At 45.3% G+C, this 17,846-nt stretch carries 16 protein-coding genes and 1 pseudogene; 8 read left to right on the forward strand and 9 right to left on the reverse strand.

The annotated features are described in order from the left end of the window. Positions 1-78 precede the first annotated feature (78 nt). The gene (locus tag LC048_RS18700; RefSeq protein WP_306048428.1) at positions 79-1,425 is read left to right on the forward strand and encodes a GntP family permease; all 1,347 of its coding nucleotides are present in this window, start codon (positions 79-81) and stop codon (positions 1,423-1,425) included. A 44-nt stretch (positions 1,426-1,469) separates the two neighbouring features. On the opposite strand, the gene LC048_RS18705 is transcribed toward LC048_RS18700, so the two are convergent. Beyond that, on the reverse strand, positions 1,470-1,664 hold the full coding sequence (locus LC048_RS18705) for a hypothetical protein (protein ID WP_226606536.1): 195 nt from the start codon (positions 1,662-1,664) through the stop codon (positions 1,470-1,472). A 140-nt stretch (positions 1,665-1,804) separates the two neighbouring features. Here LC048_RS18705 and LC048_RS18710 point away from each other — a divergent pair, with 140 nt between their 5' ends. Further along, positions 1,805-2,221, forward strand: a complete 417-nt coding sequence (locus tag LC048_RS18710; RefSeq protein WP_226606533.1) for a VOC family protein — start codon at positions 1,805-1,807, stop codon at positions 2,219-2,221. 313 nt (positions 2,222-2,534) lie between these two features. Here the strand turns inward: LC048_RS18710 and LC048_RS18715 are convergent, their stop codons facing one another. Both LC048_RS18715 and LC048_RS18720 read right to left on the reverse strand, forming a co-directional pair. Next, the gene (locus LC048_RS18715) at positions 2,535-4,712 is read right to left on the reverse strand and encodes a beta-propeller domain-containing protein (RefSeq protein WP_226606520.1); all 2,178 of its coding nucleotides are present in this window, start codon (positions 4,710-4,712) and stop codon (positions 2,535-2,537) included. Positions 4,713-4,793: 81 nt separating this feature from the next. Beyond that, positions 4,794-6,974, reverse strand: coding sequence for an EAL domain-containing protein (locus LC048_RS18720; protein ID WP_226606518.1), 2,181 nt, complete (start codon positions 6,972-6,974; stop codon positions 4,794-4,796). A gap of 177 nt (positions 6,975-7,151) precedes the next feature. On the opposite strand from LC048_RS18720, the gene LC048_RS18725 reads away from it, so the two are divergent. Both LC048_RS18725 and LC048_RS18730 read left to right on the forward strand, forming a co-directional pair. Continuing rightward, positions 7,152-8,294: a PP2C family protein-serine/threonine phosphatase gene (locus LC048_RS18725; RefSeq protein WP_306048430.1), complete on the forward strand. Its 1,143-nt coding sequence runs from the start codon at positions 7,152-7,154 to the stop codon at positions 8,292-8,294. Between the two features lie 47 nt (positions 8,295-8,341). Beyond that, positions 8,342-8,548, forward strand: a complete 207-nt coding sequence (locus tag LC048_RS18730) for a hypothetical protein (RefSeq protein ID WP_226606512.1) — start codon at positions 8,342-8,344, stop codon at positions 8,546-8,548. Positions 8,549-8,665: 117 nt separating this feature from the next. Here LC048_RS18730 and LC048_RS18735 read toward each other — a convergent pair. Both LC048_RS18735 and LC048_RS18740 read right to left on the reverse strand, forming a co-directional pair. Beyond that, positions 8,666-9,512 (reverse strand): annotated as a pseudogene (locus LC048_RS18735) (CheR family methyltransferase). A 15-nt stretch (positions 9,513-9,527) separates the two neighbouring features. Then, on the reverse strand, positions 9,528-12,320 hold the full coding sequence (locus tag LC048_RS18740; RefSeq protein WP_306048431.1) for a response regulator: 2,793 nt from the start codon (positions 12,318-12,320) through the stop codon (positions 9,528-9,530). Positions 12,321-12,674: 354 nt separating this feature from the next. On the opposite strand from LC048_RS18740, the gene LC048_RS18745 reads away from it, so the two are divergent. Genes LC048_RS18745 through LC048_RS18760 form a run of 4 tightly spaced genes read left to right on the forward strand, consistent with a single transcriptional unit; the run spans position 12,675 to position 14,074 of the window. Beyond that, positions 12,675-12,878 carry a helix-turn-helix transcriptional regulator gene (locus tag LC048_RS18745; protein WP_226606493.1) on the forward strand — a complete coding sequence of 68 codons (204 nt, stop codon included), beginning with the start codon at positions 12,675-12,677 and terminating at the stop codon, positions 12,876-12,878. Between the two features lie 2 nt (positions 12,879-12,880). Continuing rightward, positions 12,881-13,306, forward strand: coding sequence for a hypothetical protein (locus tag LC048_RS18750; protein ID WP_306048432.1), 426 nt, complete (start codon positions 12,881-12,883; stop codon positions 13,304-13,306). Positions 13,307-13,323: 17 nt separating this feature from the next. Further along, positions 13,324-13,884, forward strand: coding sequence for a hypothetical protein (locus LC048_RS18755; RefSeq protein ID WP_306048434.1), 561 nt, complete (start codon positions 13,324-13,326; stop codon positions 13,882-13,884). A gap of 10 nt (positions 13,885-13,894) precedes the next feature. Continuing rightward, on the forward strand, positions 13,895-14,074 hold the full coding sequence (locus tag LC048_RS18760) for a hypothetical protein (protein WP_306048435.1): 180 nt from the start codon (positions 13,895-13,897) through the stop codon (positions 14,072-14,074). 33 nt (positions 14,075-14,107) lie between these two features. Here the strand turns inward: LC048_RS18760 and LC048_RS18765 are convergent, their stop codons facing one another. The 4 genes from LC048_RS18765 to LC048_RS18780 form a co-directional block, all read right to left on the reverse strand. Beyond that, a complete protein-coding gene (locus tag LC048_RS18765) occupies positions 14,108-14,509 on the reverse strand; it encodes a hypothetical protein (RefSeq protein ID WP_226606486.1) in 402 nt (133 codons plus the stop codon). A gap of 338 nt (positions 14,510-14,847) precedes the next feature. Next, positions 14,848-16,041 carry an ABC transporter permease gene (locus LC048_RS18770; RefSeq protein WP_226606483.1) on the reverse strand — a complete coding sequence of 398 codons (1,194 nt, stop codon included), beginning with the start codon at positions 16,039-16,041 and terminating at the stop codon, positions 14,848-14,850. Continuing rightward, entirely contained in the window at positions 16,038-16,730 is a 693-nt protein-coding gene (locus LC048_RS18775) for an ABC transporter ATP-binding protein (RefSeq protein ID WP_306048437.1), read from the reverse strand. The genes LC048_RS18770 and LC048_RS18775 overlap by 4 nt, the downstream gene beginning before the upstream one ends. Continuing rightward, positions 16,727-17,845 carry an efflux RND transporter periplasmic adaptor subunit gene (locus LC048_RS18780; protein ID WP_226606477.1) on the reverse strand — a complete coding sequence of 373 codons (1,119 nt, stop codon included), beginning with the start codon at positions 17,843-17,845 and terminating at the stop codon, positions 16,727-16,729. The genes LC048_RS18775 and LC048_RS18780 overlap by 4 nt, the downstream gene beginning before the upstream one ends. Between the last annotated feature and the right edge of the window lies 1 nt (position 17,846).

Consider the following 17,846-nt stretch of genomic DNA (forward strand, 5'->3'; position numbering starts at 1 on the left):
GCCTAACCCCAATGCAAATCAACAGAGGCAATACCTCGCTCCATGCGGGAATACTATACATCTTAGGGGGAAATTACAATGCCATTGGTTATTGTAGCAATTGGAATCTTAGCCTTATTATTATTGATCATGGGCTTCAAGCTCAACACATTCATTTCCTTAATTATCGTATCATTTGGTGTCGCTTTAGCACTTGGCATGCCACTTGGTGAAATTGTTAAAACAATTGAAGCCGGTTTAGGCGGAACACTTGACCACTTAGCACTGATTTTCGGTCTTGGTGCGATGCTTGGTAAATTGATCGCCGATTCTGGCGGTGCCCAGCGAATTGCAATGACACTTGTGAACAAATTTGGTGAAAAGAACATCCAGTGGGCAGTCGTGGCTGCTTCATTCATCATCGGTGTTGCTCTATTTTTCGAAGTAGGTTTAGTATTATTGATTCCAATCGTATTCGCTATTTCAAGAGAATTAAAGATTTCTATTTTGTATCTTGGTATTCCAATGACTGCCGCTTTATCTGTCACACACGGCTTCCTGCCTCCTCACCCAGGTCCAACAGTCATCGCTGGTGAGTATGGTGCAAACATTGGTGAAGTATTGCTTTACGGATTCATCATTGCGATTCCAACTGTCATCCTGGCTGGTCCAGTTTTCACGAAAATCGCGAAGAAACTTGTACCAGAATCTTTTAACAAAACAGGAAACATCGCTTCTTTAGGAGAACAGAAAACTTTCAAACTTGAAGAAACACCTGGTTTCGGCATCAGCGTTTTCACAGCACTACTGCCAGTTATCTTAATGTCGATCGCAACAATCATTTCTTTACTGCAAAAAACGATGGGATTCGAGGATAATGCTTTCCTTGCAACGATCCAGTTCATCGGTGATGCCGGTACTGCGATGCTACTATCTCTGCTTGTAGCCATTTACACAATGGGAATCGCACGTAATATTCCAATTAAAACAGTGATGGATTCTTGTACGACAGCCATCTCTCACATCGGCATGATGCTCTTGATCATCGGTGGCGGCGGCGCCTTCAAGCAAGTCTTGATCAACGGCGGCGTTGGTGACTATGTAGCTGAATTGTTCCAAGGTACTTCATTATCACCAATCTTGCTTGCCTGGATCATCGCAGCAATTCTTCGTATCTCTCTCGGTTCAGCAACGGTTGCAGCTTTAACAACAGCTGGTCTTGTCATCCCGCTTCTTGGACAGACAGACGTTAACCTTGCGCTAGTCGTACTTGCAACAGGAGCAGGAAGCTTGATCGCTTCACACGTGAACGATGCAGGCTTCTGGATGTTCAAAGAATACTTCGGTCTTAGCATGAAAGAAACATTCGCAACTTGGACATTGCTTGAAACGATTATTTCAGTAGCAGGATTAGGATTCATTCTATTGCTCAGCCTGTTTGTATAAAAAGAAGAGGTCAGCCCTTTATAAATGGGCTGACCTTTCTTTGCCTACACAAACCACCTAATATAAACTCCGACAGCAATGAATGATAGTAAGATGACAACAATATAAATCATCGTTAGATTCGTCGTGTTTTTTTTCGTGTCTTTACTATATTCATCGTCTCCCTTTCCGGACAATAACAATGTTGCCAGTAATGCTCCAATGAGAATAATGATGACTAAAACAAGACCAAGTGTCATGTAATCACCTCTTTATATAAAATCCTCTTAATTATAACAAACTACAACGAAAGTCTGAGAAAGTCTCATTCCTATCTCCGGCCTCAATGGTGTTTTTTCACTATATAATAAAATGAAAGAATGGAAGCGAGGTGCTGAAGATGAAGAAGCCTTGGTCTGGAAAAATGCCTGCTGTCCAATTCAGGATTGCTCGGCCAACGGATCAGTTGAAAAAGGTCGTTGAATTTTACCGCGATGGTGTCGGACTTGAAGTTGTAGGTTCTTTTGAAAAACATGATGGTTATGACGGGGTGATGCTTGGCCTGCCAGATTTAAGCTATCATCTCGAGTTTACCCAGCATGAAAATGGCAGTCCTTGTCCCGCGCCCACAGAAGACAATCTATTAGTCTTCTACATTCCAGACAAGGAAGCCCTAGACACAATCGCCAGGCGGCTGCGTGATATGGGCTATCATGAGGTCGAGCCAGAAAATCCGTATTGGAAAAAGGCCGGTGTGACGATTGCCGATCCGGATGGCTGGAGGATTGTGCTGCAGAATACAGAGGGATTGGGGTAACCTTTACTAACAAAAAGCGCAAGCGCCTCGTTCAGTCCCGACAAGCGCTGGAGGGCCGACCGGTGAAGTCGTTCTTTGACTTCACCTGAGCGGACCGAAGCGTCTCGAGGGGCTAGGCGTTGGAGCCGGATTAAGATAACGCCTATAGTTATCCACAACGAAATTATTTTATAATTTCCTGTCAATGAAAAAAAGTGGAGTCTGGCCGCACCTGACAGCCTGACTCCACTTTTATTTTGAGCGGAATTTGTTCTTGTTTTGGACCGGAACTTTCCTAAAATCTCAACTCTCCTTATTTCCAACCGGTACTATCCTAAAATCCCAGCTCTCCTACCTTCTCGTAGCTGCCCATTTTATAGCTGGTGATTTTATCTGCCGACAGAGCATATAAGGTGTCACCGATATAAAGCAGGCGCTGGATTTGGTGCTCCCATTCTTCGTAATACGGCATGTCGCCGTTAATATGGGTTATTTTTGACTTAAGGTTGATACCTGTTTCAGGGTCAATATCATAAATATAAGCTCCCTGATATTCAAAGATTTGTTCGTATTCGTTCTTCTCGCTGTTTCGGTAAACCGAGATTGGGAATGCGAAGATATCTTTGTCTTTATTGAACAGCAAAGCTTTATGATCATGATTCAGCGGAGAATAGGTTCCCCTGCCGCCAATGACCTCAGTGAATTTCTCTTTCGGATTGGACATATCGCTGACGTCGAAAAGGGAGATTTTGACTCCATCTGTCAGGATCCGCGGCTGTGCGGCTCCTTTTTCAGCGACGATTTTCGTATCCTGTCCGAATCCGATGATATGGTTTTCATCATACGGATGAAGGTAATTGCTGAAACCCGGGATTTTCAGTTCGCCTAGCACCTTCGGGTTGGCCGGGTCGCTTGCATCAAACACAAACAGCGGATCGGTTTCTTTAAAAGTAACCATATAAATCCGGTCCCCCATGAACCTGGCAGAATAAATTCGTTCACCGCGGGCAAGTTCTTCAATCTTCCCGGTTTCCTTTAAATTTTCATCTAATATATAGAGATGGTTGGATGAAGGCCGATCCTCATCCCAAGCGTATCCCTTCGTCGTCACCAACCGGAAAAAGCCGTTGTGCTCATCCATCGAGAACTGATTCAGCACCGTCCCCCGCACCGTAGCAGAACTATGGTGCTTGACCTCCATGCCCTTGATCGCGAATTTATGGACATCCGTGTCAGGTGCAATCACACCGCGCTCTTTGAAATCCATATCCCCGTAATTCTCAACTGCGAGATACAGATTTTCCTTTGACATATAAACCTGGTTGCCGCTGCCCAAATAGGTAGTCATTGATACTTTCTTTTTCGGCTGCTCAAGATCGAGAGCAGCTATGATTGTATAGTTCGGCTGACGCGATTCCGGAAAATAGTAAATTTCGTCATAACCAATCATTTTCTCCTTCGAACCCACCGCTGAATCGGAGAACTTCGGCCGGATATCCATTTTCCTGCTCTCCTTCAGCAGCCAGTAATCTGGATAATGCTGTGTGATAAGGTAAACAAGGTTATCCACCTTCCTGGCCGAAATGTAGTGGCCCTCCATCTTCACTTCACGAATCTGTTTTGGGTCAGCAGGATTTTTCACATTATAAACAAGGATGGTCGTCGACTGCATCATCGGAGCAATCAGCGAATCTTTGGCAACATCTTCGTAAGGTCTGTAAATCTCATTGTACTGATGCCCAATGACCACGAGCTGATCCTCTTGCAAAAACAGCTGGCTTGGAGAAAAATTTTCCTTATAAGGAATCGTCGACAACACCTTCATCTGCGCGCCAGGCACAGCCTGAATAATCCGCACCTTATCATGCTCAGCCTGAAAGATGCTTTTTCCATCTGTTTTCACAATGTCCGCTTCATCGACACCCTGGACCTGGACATTCGTTTCGGACACATCTCCGCCGCCTCCTGACTTATCAGCAGCCACTGACTCTTCCGTCGCTTTATCCTCGCCTGCAGAAAAGGATTCCTTCAAACCGCCAAACCAGCCCCGCGCCTTTTTTTCTTCCTTGATGATTTCTTCAAAATAGCTCGCCAGGTTCTCCTGCGTCCCAACGGTCGGGAGTGTTTCTTTTACAACGAACTTCCAGCTATGCTCAGCGTCCAGCTCCCTGCCCAATGCTGATTTGATCCCTTTTTTAAAATGAACCGTATAGCCCTTCGACTGCGGGTCATACCCATCTTCAGGAGGATGGATGTAAATGCTCTTACGGTCGTCACCCAGCTCCAGCTTCGTGTCGAGCTTCTCTCCCTTGTCATTCGTCACATACAACAAATCTTGATCAAGGCTTTGTTCTGAAACCTTTTCCGAGAACTGCAGCTGCCATACCTTGTTCGGCAATACGGCATGCTCCTCTTCCCACGCATTGACCACCTTGAACTGGGAAAAAGAATAAAAAACCAATGCGGCAATAGAAATGGACATTAATCCGATGATCAACCACCATTTTTTCATTTTTTTCAGCCCCTTTGTAAAATAAGACGGAAATTCGTTCCAGGCGTTTCAATTTAATGGTAAAAAAAAAGCCCCTTCGTATTACGAAGGAACCTTGATCTTACTAAATTCTTCTGCCGGAACAGGCTTGGAAAAATGATACCCCTGGGCTTCGTTACAGCGATGCTGCTTCAGCAAGCCTAACTGCTTTGCTGTTTCCACGCCTTCCGCAATGACGGACAAACCCAGATTATGCGCCATCAAAATAATGGTCGTGGCGATGTTTTCGTCGCTTTTATTATCAGCGATGTCCTGGACAAAGCAGCGATCAATCTTCAAATGATCGATCGGGAACCTTTTTAAGTAGCTGAGCGAGCTATAGCCTGTGCCGAAATCATCGATGGAGATATTGACTCCCAGCCCCTTTAGCTCATGAAGGATGATGCTCGCTTTCTCGACGTCCATTGTCATGCTTTCGGTAATCTCGATTGTCAGGAAACGCGGATCGACTTCAGCAAATTCAAGGGTTTCTTTAACCATCGAGATCAAATTGGACTGGTAAAATTGGCGAATCGATAAATTGACGGATACCGTTAATCCTTCCCTCCCATTACCATGCCAATCCTTTAGCTGCAGCAGAGCTGTTTTCAGCACCCACTCGCCAATCGGGATGATCAGGCCCGTTTCTTCCGCAATCGGAATGAACTGATCGGGGGTTACAAAACCCATCCTTTCATTTTTCCAGCGGATCAGCGCCTCGGCACCTGTTACCTCATTTGTAAACAGATTGATGATCGGCTGATATAGCAGGACAAATTCTTTGCGTTCAAGTGCTTTGCGGAGTTCATTTTCGATTTGGAGCTTTTCGAAAGCTGTTTTATCCAACATGACATCATAGCCCTGGAAGTTATTGCGTCCCTGCTTCTTCGCCTGGTACATCGCGACATCAGCTTTGCTTAACAGCATGTCAACCTCTGCGCCATCATCCGGGTAGAAGCTCATGCCAATACTCGTTGTGATGAAGATGTCTGATCCGTCAATCACAAATGGCTCCTCTAAAGTCTCAAGAATTTTACGAGCAACGGCTTCGGCTTTTTCCTTCGTCGTATGTTCGAGTAAAATAGTGAATTCGTCCCCGCCCTGCCTAGAAAAAAACACTCCATCACCAAGGCTTGCTTTCAGCTTCTCTGACACATACACAAGCAAACGATCGCCTATCGTATGACCTAATGAGTCGTTAACATATTTGAACCGGTCCAGGTCGAGAAACAAGAGGCTCATTTTTTCACCTTCATTCACTTTCGTTTCAGTGAATGCTTTTTTGACTCGATGATCAAACAGCCTGCGGTTGGCCAAACCTGTCAGCGCATCATGATACGCCATAAAATTAATTTTTTCCTTTGCCCGATAATGCTGGATCACCAAGCTGGCGAGATCCGTCGCGTTGCGGATGATTTCCTTGTCTTTTTCTCGGGGCGACCGGGAACGGCAATAGTATAGTGCGAAGGTGCCGATTACACTTTGATCATCATCAAACACCGGTGTTGACCAGCATGCCTTTAATCCGTAAGAAAGCGCCTGATCCCGATATTTCTCCCATAATGGATCTGATTCAATATCGACAGCAACCACGTACTCCTTCCGATAGGCCGCTGTTCCGCAGGACCCTGCCTCTGGACCAATCACAAGTCCATCAACTGCCTTGTTAAAAGCTGGAGGCAAATGAGGCGATGATCCATGGACCAACCTTTTCCCCTCTTGATCGACTACCAGAATCGAACAGTGCGCTCCATCTGTAAAACTTTCTATAAAAAACACCACTTCATCAAGGACGTCATGAAAAGAAGCGCCCTTCGCCATCATCTTCAGGATCCGATTCTGACCGCCCAATAAAGCCTCCAGCTCTTTTTTTTCCGTAATATCCTGAGCGCAGCCGACTATGCCCAGTATCTCCTGTTCAACCGTGATGGGAACAGCAGTGAGCATCAAGTCGATTCGTTCACCTGTGCCTTTTTTAAAGATCGCTGTTTCAAACCTTGTACGTCCTCCACTCATTACATGCTGGAATTGACGGATGGACTCATCCACAGAATCATCGTGAAGCAGGAAGATGAAATTCATATTCAAAGCCTCGTTCAGCGTATATCCAGTCACCGCTTCAGCTTCTTCATTGAATGCTATAAAATTCCCCTCAGCGTCAAGGGCGAAGCATCCATCATGATTATATTGAAACAAAGATTTGTACACTTTAAAAAGTGTGCTGCTGTTTAAATCTGGCTGCAAATTCCTCACCTTTTTCTCTTATGTATCTAGTTTTTTATATCGGATAATCCTTCCAAAAATTCACTGGTAGTTCCTTACAATCAAATGCGTTATTTTGTGTTATTTTTCAAAAAGGTTTACGGAGATGATATGATGGGAATATAATGATGTTGAATTTTAGCAGGAGAGGAATTGCAAATGAGTATTCTGATTGTAGATGACAATGAAGCGAACTTATTCGTTATTGAAAAACTATTGAATCGGGCTGGGTATGCAGACCATCTCTCATTCACATCTGCAAATGATCTGTTTGCGTATCTGGATTCTGACAATCCTTATATTGTTGCCGAGCAGGTAGATGTCATCCTGATGGACATCATGATGCCTGAAGTAGATGGAATTGAAGCTTGCCGCCGCCTTCAGGAAATGCCGCACCTGAAGGATATTCCCGTTGTCTTTGTCACGGCGCTTGAGGACACGGCCAAAGTCGTTGAGGCTCTTGATGCGGGCGGGACCGATTATTTGATGAAACCGATCAAAAAGACCGAGCTGCTGGCACGCCTAAGGGTAGCACTGAGATTGAAATATGAAAAGGACTGGCATAAGAAACAGGAAGAGAAGATCACCAATGAGCTGGAACTTTCAATGCAAGTGCAGACGAGCTTGTTAAGTGAGCCTGTATACAATGATAATCTGCTCATCAAAGCCTCTTATCTCCCAGCCTTCAAGCTTGCCGGAGATCTTTATTACTGGCGCCAGATTGATGAGCATAAATTTGCTGCCATCCAGCTTGACATGATGGGCTATGGCATCTCATCTTCCCTCGTGTGCATGTTCATTTCCTCTGTCCTGAGGGATGCCATCAGAACGAATCCTGATCCGGAATATGTAATAAGTGAATTGAACAAGTGGATGACTTCCCTGAACCATTATAACCAGAAAATCCCTTATTACTTTACCGCCATTTACTTAACGATCGACACTGCCGAGCGAAAAATCGAATACATCAACGCCGGACATCCTACCGCGCATGCGATGATCGACGGCCATGAGATCGCAGAACTAAAAAGCAATACATGCGCTGTTGGCTTTTTTCCTGAAATACATACTGATAAAAAGACGATTCATTACACAAGCTCCCTGCAGTTGCTGATTTGTACGGACGGCGTCCATGAGGCCATCGATAAATATGAACAAGCAGGAACTGAATACTTAAGACATCTAGTCACTAATCCCTTTCCGTGCACGAAAGAAACGGAACCGCTCGACCTCGTCCTGACCCCTGAGCAGAAAGAATCAGGGGCAGATGATATGTGCATCATCCTTATCCAGGCGACATAGAATAGCAGAAGCGCCTTGGTCACCGACAAGCACTGGAGGGCCTGACAGTGAAATCGCCCTTTGACTTCATTGGCAGGACCGAAATCGAAATGTATAGCCGACTGTCCAGAAACGCAGAAACTGGAGACTCCGACAAAGAAGCGCTTTTTGCTTCTGCCGGCGGAGTTGAAGTTTCGGAGTTTCTAGGAGGCGACACTAGACAAACGTCTCGAGGAGTTAGGAGCCGCAGCAGGACATGCGACTCGAGAGGCTAGGCGCTGGAGCTGGACATAGAAAAGCAGAAGCGGGCTGGAGATAGACATAGAAAAGCGCTGGGGATGGGCATTAATCCAAGTGAACAATCGCTCAGGTCAAAACAAAAAGCAAGAATCCTAAGATAAAGGATTCCTGCTTTTTTTTCGGTAAATCTTTTCTGTTGAATTGAATTCATCCAGGAAGCCATGGTCCGTCCTGGCTGATTCCTTCGTGCCAAGGCAGAGAAAACCTCCGTCGCTCAGGCTTTCGTTGAACAAGCGAAAGACCTGCTGCTGCAGCTGCAGGTTGAAGTAGATCATGACATTCCTGCAGATGATGACATGGAATTCATTAAAGGACCCATCTGTCACTAAATTATGCTGAGCAAACATGATATTCTTTCTTAAATATGGGGCCAGATGCGCAGCTTCACTATCGGCATTGTAATATTCGGAGAACGACTTTTTCCCGCCAGCCAGGATATAGTTTTTCGTGTAGGCCTGCATTTTGTGAAGCGGGATGACCCCGGCTTCCGCTTTTTGCAACACGATTTCATTCATATCCGTTGCGTAAATTTTCGCCCTGTCTCCCAGCCCTTCTTCCTCTAGTAAAATCGCCATCGAATAGGCTTCTTCTCCCGTCGAACAACCGGCATGCCAGATCCTGATTTCAGGAAGCTCCTTTAATAGGGGGATGACTTCTTCGCGCATTGCTTTGAAGAAGTCCGGATCCCTGAACATTTCTGTCACATTAATCGAAAAATCCTTCAGGATACTCTGCAGCACTCGGTCATCATGAATGACTTTTTCCCGTTAAGCTGGTAATGCTGTTCAGCTTTTCGGCATTCATTCTCGAAGTGACCCGCCTCGAAATCGAGGAACGCATGTATTTCCTGAAATCATAGCCAGAAAGACGGTAGATGGCCAGTAAAAGCAATTCAAGTTCTAAATCCTCGTTATTCACATCTCCACCCTCTGCTTTCATTACCACTCGCTGTCCTTAAGAGAGCCATACTCGCATTGCCGACAGCAGCTGGTCCAGTTTCATCGGTTTGCTGATGTAATCATTCGCTCCGGCATCGAGACATTTCTCCCGATCGCCTTTCATAGCCTTAGCCGTCAGAGCAATGATCGGCGTTTCGCTATGGCTGCCAGTCTGCCGGATTTGTCTGATCGTTTCATATCCATCCATAACAGGCATCATGATGTCCATCAGAACGATATCCACCGCGTCCAGTTCATTCATCTTTTCAAGGCAAATCACACCGTTTTCAGCAGTGATCACCTTCATCCCTTCTTTTTTTAGGACATTTTTCAATGTAAAAATATTGCGGTGGTCATCATCGGCGACGACTACTGTTTTCCCGGTCAGGACAGTGGTTCTATCAGGTCCACTCTCCTGCTCCTGCTGATGATCAGCAGTGACTTCTCCGCGCTCTTTCGTGTCATTCATAGATGGCTCAACCGCTGCCGCCACTTCATTCTGGAATTCCAGAAGATCCATGTCAGCTGCAGGATACCCATTCGGCAAGTTCGGAATAATGACGGTAAACGTACTTCCTTCGCCTTCCTTGCTATCCACCTTGCAGACTCCGCCCAACAGATGGGAGAATTCTCTGGAGATGGAGAGGCCCAGCCCTGTTCCGCCATACTTTCTCATAATGGCACCATCCACTTGCTGGAATGCTTCGAAAATCATGCGCTGTTTTTCGGAAGGAATCCCAATCCCCGAATCGGTGACGGTAAACTTCACCCATGTATCGGAATGGCCTGCCAGCGGACAGCCAATGGTTTCTTCTTCAGGTGCTTTTTCGATTTTTATCGATACCGTACCCTCTTCTGTGAATTTGAATGCATTTGACAGCAGGTTTTTCAAAATCTGCTGCAGCCTTTGTTCATCCGTATAGATAATCGGTGTAATATCATCTGTCTTAGTCACGATAAAATTGATCTTTTTATTCTTGGCAACCTGGTCAAACTGTCTTTCCAGCCGGCCGGCAAATTCATCAAGGAATACTTCCTCAAAACTCACTTCAAGCTTTCCTGCTTCAACCTTTGATAAATCAAGAATATCATTGATCAAATTCAAGAGGTCCTGGCCGGAAGAATGAATGACTTTTGAGAACTCCTTCTGTTCATCGGAAAGCCCATGTTCTGCATCATCGAGCAGCATCTCGGACAGAAGCAGGATACTGTTCAGCGGTGTCCTTAGCTCATGTGACATATTGGCAAGGAATTCCGATTTATAGGATGAACTCTGCTCAAGCTCTTTCGCTTTTTGCTCGAGTGCTTCCTTTGCTGCCTGCAGCTCTTCTGACTTCAGCTCGGCATCACGAGTTCGCTCTTCCAACTGCTCATTCGTAATACGCAGTTCTTCCGTCTGCATCTGTAATTCCTCTGATTGGGATTGGAGCTCTTCCGCTTGAGATTGAAGCTCCTCTGATTGAGCCTGCAGTTCTTCCGTCTGTGCCTGTGATTCAAGCAATAGACGTTCAACCTCCATGCGCCCAAGGATATTGGTGATGCCAATCCCAAGTGTTTCAAGAACATTTTCAAGCAGCTTCTGGCTTCCAGGTGTGAACGCTGACAGACTGGCGATTTCCACTACTGCAATGACTTCATCCTTCAATAAGACAGGCGCGATGATAATACTTTGCGGCACTGCCGCCCCAAGCCCAGTCGATATCACCCGATAATCTGCCGGAACTTGATTCAGGATCAGCATCTTTTTCTCTGCAGCACATTGACCGACAAGCCCTTCGCCCTCATCAAATCCATCCCTGCCTTGTCCATCCGCATAGGAAGCAATTTTTCTGAAATGCGCTGCCGCCTCATCCTTGAGGTAAAAAGCTCCCAGATCCCCACCCATAAGCGGAGTCAGCTTGGTGATGAAGTTCTCGGTTAATGCTTTTGTGTCCACATGCCTGCTGTAAAATTTGACGATATCGGACGAGTTGGACTGAATCCAGTTTTGCTCGATCATGTCTTCATTGTATTTCTTTTCCTTTTCCGTCAGGATCTCCATCGAAGCTGCCATTGAATTATAGGCTTTGGCAATCTCCCCGAATTCACCCTTCACTCCATCATCCATCCTTGGAATGGAGGACAAATCATCATAATCCACTTCTTTAATCGTTTCAGTAAACGAGTGGACCGTCCTGACAGTCCCTCTGATGACCCAGACCATGACACCCGTGATCAGCAAAATGGCCAGAATCACTATCCCGATCACGCCTATCATCATATTGTCATAGGTTTCGGTCGCATCTTTTAAAGCAGTATTCATCAAGGATTCCTGAAAACCCTTGAATTCGTCGATACTGCTGAATAACTGATCCCTTACAGTCAATTCTTTTTGGTAAATCTCCTGCAATTCCGCCTGGCTAGTTCCATTTTCAAGGAGTCTCCGGATCTCCATCTCCATGGAGGAATATTCTTTATAGGAATCCTGAACTTGGAATATCAAGGCTTTGGACCTTTCCCTATTTAACTTCACGGCCAATTCAACAAGCCTGTCGCTGATACCTGCTATACTCGCAGAATTTTCATCCATGTCCATTCCCGTTCTATTCTCACCGCTATTATCCGTGATTAAATGAACAAGGTTCCGATCTCTTTGGTACAGCTGCTGCCTAATCTCCGTCACTTCATTTACTTTATAATAACGGTCCTCTACAATTTCAAGCAGGTTTTCCCTGATTGAGTTCATCATCACTAGAATAGTAATCAATAAGAGGAACAAAAAGAAGACCGTCAGTCCTAAGCCGACATATTGCTTCCTTTTAAAGCCCATTTTATCTCCCGCTTCCTTTTAACATCTGCTATTCAATTAATATAGCAAAAATCCAGCCAATTCGCTATTTACAACACCTCGAAAGCCAGAATCCGACAAAATCATCGGCGTATGGGCTAAGGAAGAACAAAACAGTCACAAACAGAACCAGTAGCTACTACAAAACGGAGAAAAACACTCCAGAACGTTCGAATATTTTTTCAACAGAAAAAGCCCCTCACTCGACGACCTTTCTCATTCCTACTTACAAAACTAAATTATCAAAAGTTTATGTTAATAATCATTTACAAAATGCAAAGGATATATTACATTTTAATTATAAAAACAAATTTTCCCAAAGGAGTAAACGTGGAAATGTTAAAAAACTCTGTTCGTGAATTTCGGGCAAGATTCAGATTTTCACAGCAAGACTTAGCAGATAAAATCGGCGTGACGAGACAGACGATTGGACTGATTGAAAAAGGAGATTACGCGCCCTCTGTCACCCTCGCATTAAAAATAGCAGCTGTCTTCGAAGTACCAGTCGAAGAAGTGTTTCGCTTAGAAGGAGAGAAATGACCGTGTTAAAAAGAACGTTTCAATCACCGTTATTCAATATGGTTCTTATATTGGGACTGGGTATAATCATGATTGGCAATTATTATAGCGAGCATGTCCCGGTCTGGCTTACGATTGATCCGATGGTTTTGGGCATTCCAATTCTTATCATGGTTGCCGTGATTCCGCTTTATAACAAACGCAACCCTGAAGATCCGATAAAACCAAGCATCATTCCGATGGAAATGCGCGAAGAGGACGAAGGGATGCAATGGCTGACTTTTAAGGCAGCGAGAAAGGTGTATATCTTCTTTGCTTTATTCATTCCAATAGCGATTGCCCTTACTGCTTACTTGAATCACATTCCATATTTGCCGATCATTCTGTTCATCATCATGGGAGTTGCACAGTACCTGATCTATTGGTTCCAAATGAAACGATACTCGTAAAACAGGAGGAATTTTTTATGGAGACACGTTTAATCGTCACGGGTGTCATTCTTGTTGTGCTGCTCGAAGGCTTTCTTGTGCATTTATTTCTTTTGTATAGAAAAGGAAAAATTACCGAGAATCCCTTGTTGTTGATTTACAAAAAAGAATTGAAAATCCTGTTTTATGCTTTTTTCAAATGGAAGATACCGTCCCGTAACCCAGAGACTTTCTATTACCATAAAAATTCAAGTTACTTCTGGCTGTATCTCGCCCTCATCCATGAACAAGTCATCGAGATGATTGTTTTCCATATTTATTTAAGAAAAGAAGAGCCGGAAATCGCTTTAGCCATGCTGCTGCTTCATATTTACAGCGTCTTTTACATAATGGGAGATTATAATTTGTTGAGGAATACACCGATTATTGTAAAGAAGGATGCGATCCACATAAAAATCGGCGTTCGGCGGGAATTGAATTTTTCTTTCGGCGATATTGACAAAATTCAGCCAGCCAAATTGAAATACAATAACAGCGGCGGGATCATCCATGAAAAGGGAGTGTTCCATGCCACTGCCTTCCCCGAGGGCGCTAACTAGGATTTTCGGGATGAGTGATGAGGCGAAATATGAGATTATCTTCAAACAACCGATGATTGCAAGAGGATACTTCGGCCAGGAAAAAGAAGTGCAAAAAGTGCTATTCTACATCGACCAGCCTGATGAATTCGCTGATTTGTTAAAAGAAAAGCTGGATCATATCCATCATGAAAGATTGGTAACCCTCTAAAGCCACTTGTGATTCCAAGTGGCTTTGTCGTGATCAATATTTTAGGAAGGTAGTGATACTCCGCTTCGAGGCAATCGTCTTTCTGGCGAGCTCTTCCTTCCAGTCCTTCTCATCCAGCTGGTATTCACCATATTCATTTTTATAAGTTTTTTTGAATAGATTGATCGTCCGGGCTTCTTCGGGAAGATTGTAAGACAAAGGTCTCCCCCACTTCCCTTCTTCATATATGTAAAACTCCACCACATCGCCAAATTGCATGAAATCATCCAGAAATGTGAGGAATTCGGAATCCTCGCTTCCGTATTCATACACATATGGCAGAGAAAGCGGCAGTTCCTTTTTATAAGCCTCACCACTTATGAAAGGACCATCCTGTCCGTTAACATGGAATTCCTCTATTGGCCTCATTGTTGCGATAAAATAATGGCAAGTCATTGCGTTCACCACTTTTTTGTTAAAAATTCATCAGGATTGACTTACTATTCATGAAATCGCAGTAATAACAATATACAAGTAAATAAATAACCTGCACTGAAAAGTTTTTATAGCGAAAATCCAAATTTTATAGCGAAAAAATTATTTTTATAGCGAATTTCTAATTTTTATAGCGAAAATCTCTTTTTTATAGCGAATTTCTAATTTTTATAGCGAATTGGAAATTTACCGGCCTTTTTTCCAATTAAAAATGCAACGAGAACCTTTTCAGGCACCCGCTGCACTTTTTCCAATTTCACCAAACAGCGGAGCCGCGAAAAGCGGCACTAGCTGCATTTCTATTCATACCTCAATGCATCGATTGGATCCAGCCTTGACGCTTTATTGGCAGGCAACAGCCCGAAGACAATGCCGATGATCATTGAGAACAGCATGGCGCCGGTCACGACTTGCCAGGATACGAGCGATGGCCAGCCGGCAAAATAGGAAATCACCGAAGCTGATCCCCAGCCGAGCAGGATGCCGAGCACTCCACCAATCAGTGTCAAGGTGACGGATTCGATCAGGAACTGGGTCATGATTTGCGATCTTGTCGCGCCAAGCGCCTTCCTGATGCCGATTTCCCGCGTCCGTTCCGTTACCGATACGAGCATGATATTCATGACGCCGATTCCGCCGACAAACAGCGAAATCCCGGCGATGCTGCCGATGATCAGCGTCATGACGTTGGTGATTTTCCCGATTCCCTCGGCCATTTCCTCCATATTGATAACCATGTAGGAATCCTTGGTGTCATGCATTTTGTTCAAGAGATCTGCTGCTTTTTTCCCGGCTATCTGCAGTTCGTCAGCTGAGGCTGCCTGAAGTGTCACCTGGGTAAAATCATTCTTACCATAGATCACTTGCCATGTCTTACCTGGGACATAAATTTGCATCGCCCCAAACGCGAATAGCCCGGTAGGCTTCTCCAGCACTCCCACAATCTCAATCGGCTGCACACCGATGCGGATGACTTTTCCCACTGGTGATTCGCCGCCGAACAATTCCTCCTGCATCGAGTAACTGACAATCCCGACCCTTCTGCCGCCGAGGAAATCAGCTGCCGTGAAGCTCCTGCCTTTCTCCGCCTGGATATCGTTCATTTCGAAAAAGGCCTGGCTCACTCCCGTGGTCGAGGCGTCCACAGTTTCTTGACCGAAGGAAGCCTTCGAGAGCTGCGAGCTCGATGCCACTACCTGCTTGATCTCAGGGATTTTTTCGAGCGCGCGGATGTCTTCCTGCTCAAAAGCAGCTTCGTTGAATATATTGGGATTTGCCTGAATTTCTTCATCAGACGGCTGGTAAAACAGCTCAATCGTGTTTCCAGGTCCAGTTAGCTGGGTCTTCAACATCGCTTCCCCGCCCTGGCCGATCGCCACCACAATGATGACAGCGCCGACGCCGATGATGATGCCGATCATCGTTAAAATCGATCGCATTTTATGTGCCTTCAGCGACCCGAGGGCCATCCGGAGATTTTCCATCATGTTCATGTGCGGATCCCCCTTCCAGTACTTGTGGAAGAGACAATCAGCCCGTCCCTGACCATGATCGTCCGCTGCGCATATTCTGCGACTTCCCGCTCATGGGTGACCAATACAATCGTTGAGCCTTCCTCATTTAAACCGGTGAAAAGCTCCATGATCGTCTGACTCGTTTTCGTATCCAGTGCGCCGGTCGGTTCGTCAGCGAGAATGATTTTCGGTTCATTCACGATCGACCTGGCAATGACCACTCGCTGTTTTTGCCCCCCTGACAGGGCATTTGGAAAGTGGTCCATCCGGTCACCGAGGCCGACCTTTTCAAGGGCAGCCCTCGCCCTCTCCAGGCGCTCCTTTTTCGAAATTCCACTGTAGATCATCGGCAGCTCGACATTCTGGACTGCTGTCAGCCTCGGCAGCAGATGGAACTGTTGAAAGACAAAGCCGATGGATTGGTTCCTCACCTTCGCAAGTTCTGCATCCAAATAGCGGGAGACATTTTCTCCAGCCAGCTCATACTCGCCTGTTGTCGGTTTGTCGAGACAGCCGATGATGTTCATCAGTGTGGACTTTCCCGAACCAGACGGTCCCATGATGGCGACCGATTCTCCTGCCTGAATGCTTAAATCGATCCCTTTTAAAACATCGATCGTTTCCCTGCCGACTGCGAAGGATTTGGTAATTTGTTTCAGTTCGATCATTTTACATCCACTTCCATTCCATCCTTCAAATCGTCGGACGGATTGACAATGACCCTATCTTTTTCACTCAAACCGCTGATAACTTCCATTTTACTGCCAAAAGCGATTCCTGTTTCGATCTCCTGCTTGTGGCTTTTTCCTTCTTTTAAAAGGAACACATAGACATAATCCTTGTCAGTCAGGACAGCCGCTGCCGGAACCGTAAGCGCATGTTTGCGTTCTGTTTCGATTTCCATGATCAGCTGGAATCCTGGCTTCAACTCCATATCAGTTGCTTTCACCTTAATAGGATACTGTACGGCAGAAGGACCACCCATTGCCTGTGATTGTGTTTCTTCCGGGAAGACGGCAATTTCCTCTACGACACCATTCCACTCCTTCTCCGGAAGAACATCTGAATGAAGCTTGACCTTCTGTCCTTCTTTTACCTTCATGCTGTCAAACTCGGATAAAAGCCCGGAGGCTCCTTTAGCATCAAGATCCCCAATATGAATTACTGGCTTCACTGCCGCCGCAGGATCTGCTGGGCTTTCCTCATTCACCTGGAGGACCACGCCATCTATCGAGCTCTTAATCTCTAAGTCTTGCAGACGTGCTTCTGTATCCTTCTGCTGGAGCAGCACCTGTCTGAGGTCGATGTTTGCAAGCCTTTTTTCAGCCTCGAACTGGTCGATTTCCGCTTCAGTCTGTTCTTTAGCAGCTTTTTTTCCAATTTGCTTGCTGAGCTCAGATTCCTTTTCCCGTACGTCTTTTATCTTTTTATCCAGCTGATTGATTCGCAAGTAGCCTGATTCTGCCTGAAGTTTTACTCGCTCCAGTTCCAGCTTCAAAGCGCTGTGATCATACTTTGCCAACACATCACCTTTTTTGACCGTTTCGCCTTCTTTAACCAAAATCTCAGCCAGCTTGCCTTTCTCAGGTGAAGCGTAAACCTTCTGTTCTTCTTCGAGTACGACAGTTCCCGGAATCATGATTTCATCGGCGATTTCTTCCTTCGACGGATTTTGCACCTTCACTTCCGGTCCCTTTGCAAAGGCTTGCCTGTAAATGCTCACCCCTGCCATCAGCAGCACCAGGCCGGCTACGCCAATGGCAATCCAAATTTTCTTATTCATG

The sequence above is a fragment of the Mesobacillus subterraneus genome (assembly GCF_020524355.2).
Classification (GTDB): Bacteria; Bacillota; Bacilli; order Bacillales; family Cytobacillaceae; genus Mesobacillus; species Mesobacillus subterraneus_C.

What these genes read in the sequence shown, in the direction of transcription:
- LC048_RS18755 (WP_306048434.1), top strand. Translation starts at nt 13,324, where the DNA reads ATGGAGACACGTTTAATCGTCACGGGTGTCATTCTTGTTGTGCTGCTC.
- LC048_RS18760 (WP_306048435.1), top strand. Translation starts at nt 13,895, where the DNA reads ATGAGTGATGAGGCGAAATATGAGATTATCTTCAAACAACCGATGATT.
- LC048_RS18780 (WP_226606477.1), bottom strand. Translation starts at nt 17,845, where the DNA reads ATGAATAAGAAAATTTGGATTGCCATTGGCGTAGCCGGCCTGGTGCTG.
- LC048_RS18745 (WP_226606493.1), top strand. Translation starts at nt 12,675, where the DNA reads ATGTTAAAAAACTCTGTTCGTGAATTTCGGGCAAGATTCAGATTTTCA.
- LC048_RS18700 (WP_306048428.1), top strand. Translation starts at nt 79, where the DNA reads ATGCCATTGGTTATTGTAGCAATTGGAATCTTAGCCTTATTATTATTG.
- LC048_RS18705 (WP_226606536.1), bottom strand. Translation starts at nt 1,664, where the DNA reads ATGACACTTGGTCTTGTTTTAGTCATCATTATTCTCATTGGAGCATTA.
- LC048_RS18765 (WP_226606486.1), bottom strand. Translation starts at nt 14,509, where the DNA reads ATGACTTGCCATTATTTTATCGCAACAATGAGGCCAATAGAGGAATTC.
- LC048_RS18775 (WP_306048437.1), bottom strand. Translation starts at nt 16,730, where the DNA reads ATGATCGAACTGAAACAAATTACCAAATCCTTCGCAGTCGGCAGGGAA.
- LC048_RS18710 (WP_226606533.1), top strand. Translation starts at nt 1,805, where the DNA reads ATGAAGAAGCCTTGGTCTGGAAAAATGCCTGCTGTCCAATTCAGGATT.
- LC048_RS18725 (WP_306048430.1), top strand. Translation starts at nt 7,152, where the DNA reads ATGAGTATTCTGATTGTAGATGACAATGAAGCGAACTTATTCGTTATT.
- LC048_RS18770 (WP_226606483.1), bottom strand. Translation starts at nt 16,041, where the DNA reads ATGAACATGATGGAAAATCTCCGGATGGCCCTCGGGTCGCTGAAGGCA.
- LC048_RS18740 (WP_306048431.1), bottom strand. Translation starts at nt 12,320, where the DNA reads ATGGGCTTTAAAAGGAAGCAATATGTCGGCTTAGGACTGACGGTCTTC.
- LC048_RS18715 (WP_226606520.1), bottom strand. Translation starts at nt 4,712, where the DNA reads ATGAAAAAATGGTGGTTGATCATCGGATTAATGTCCATTTCTATTGCC.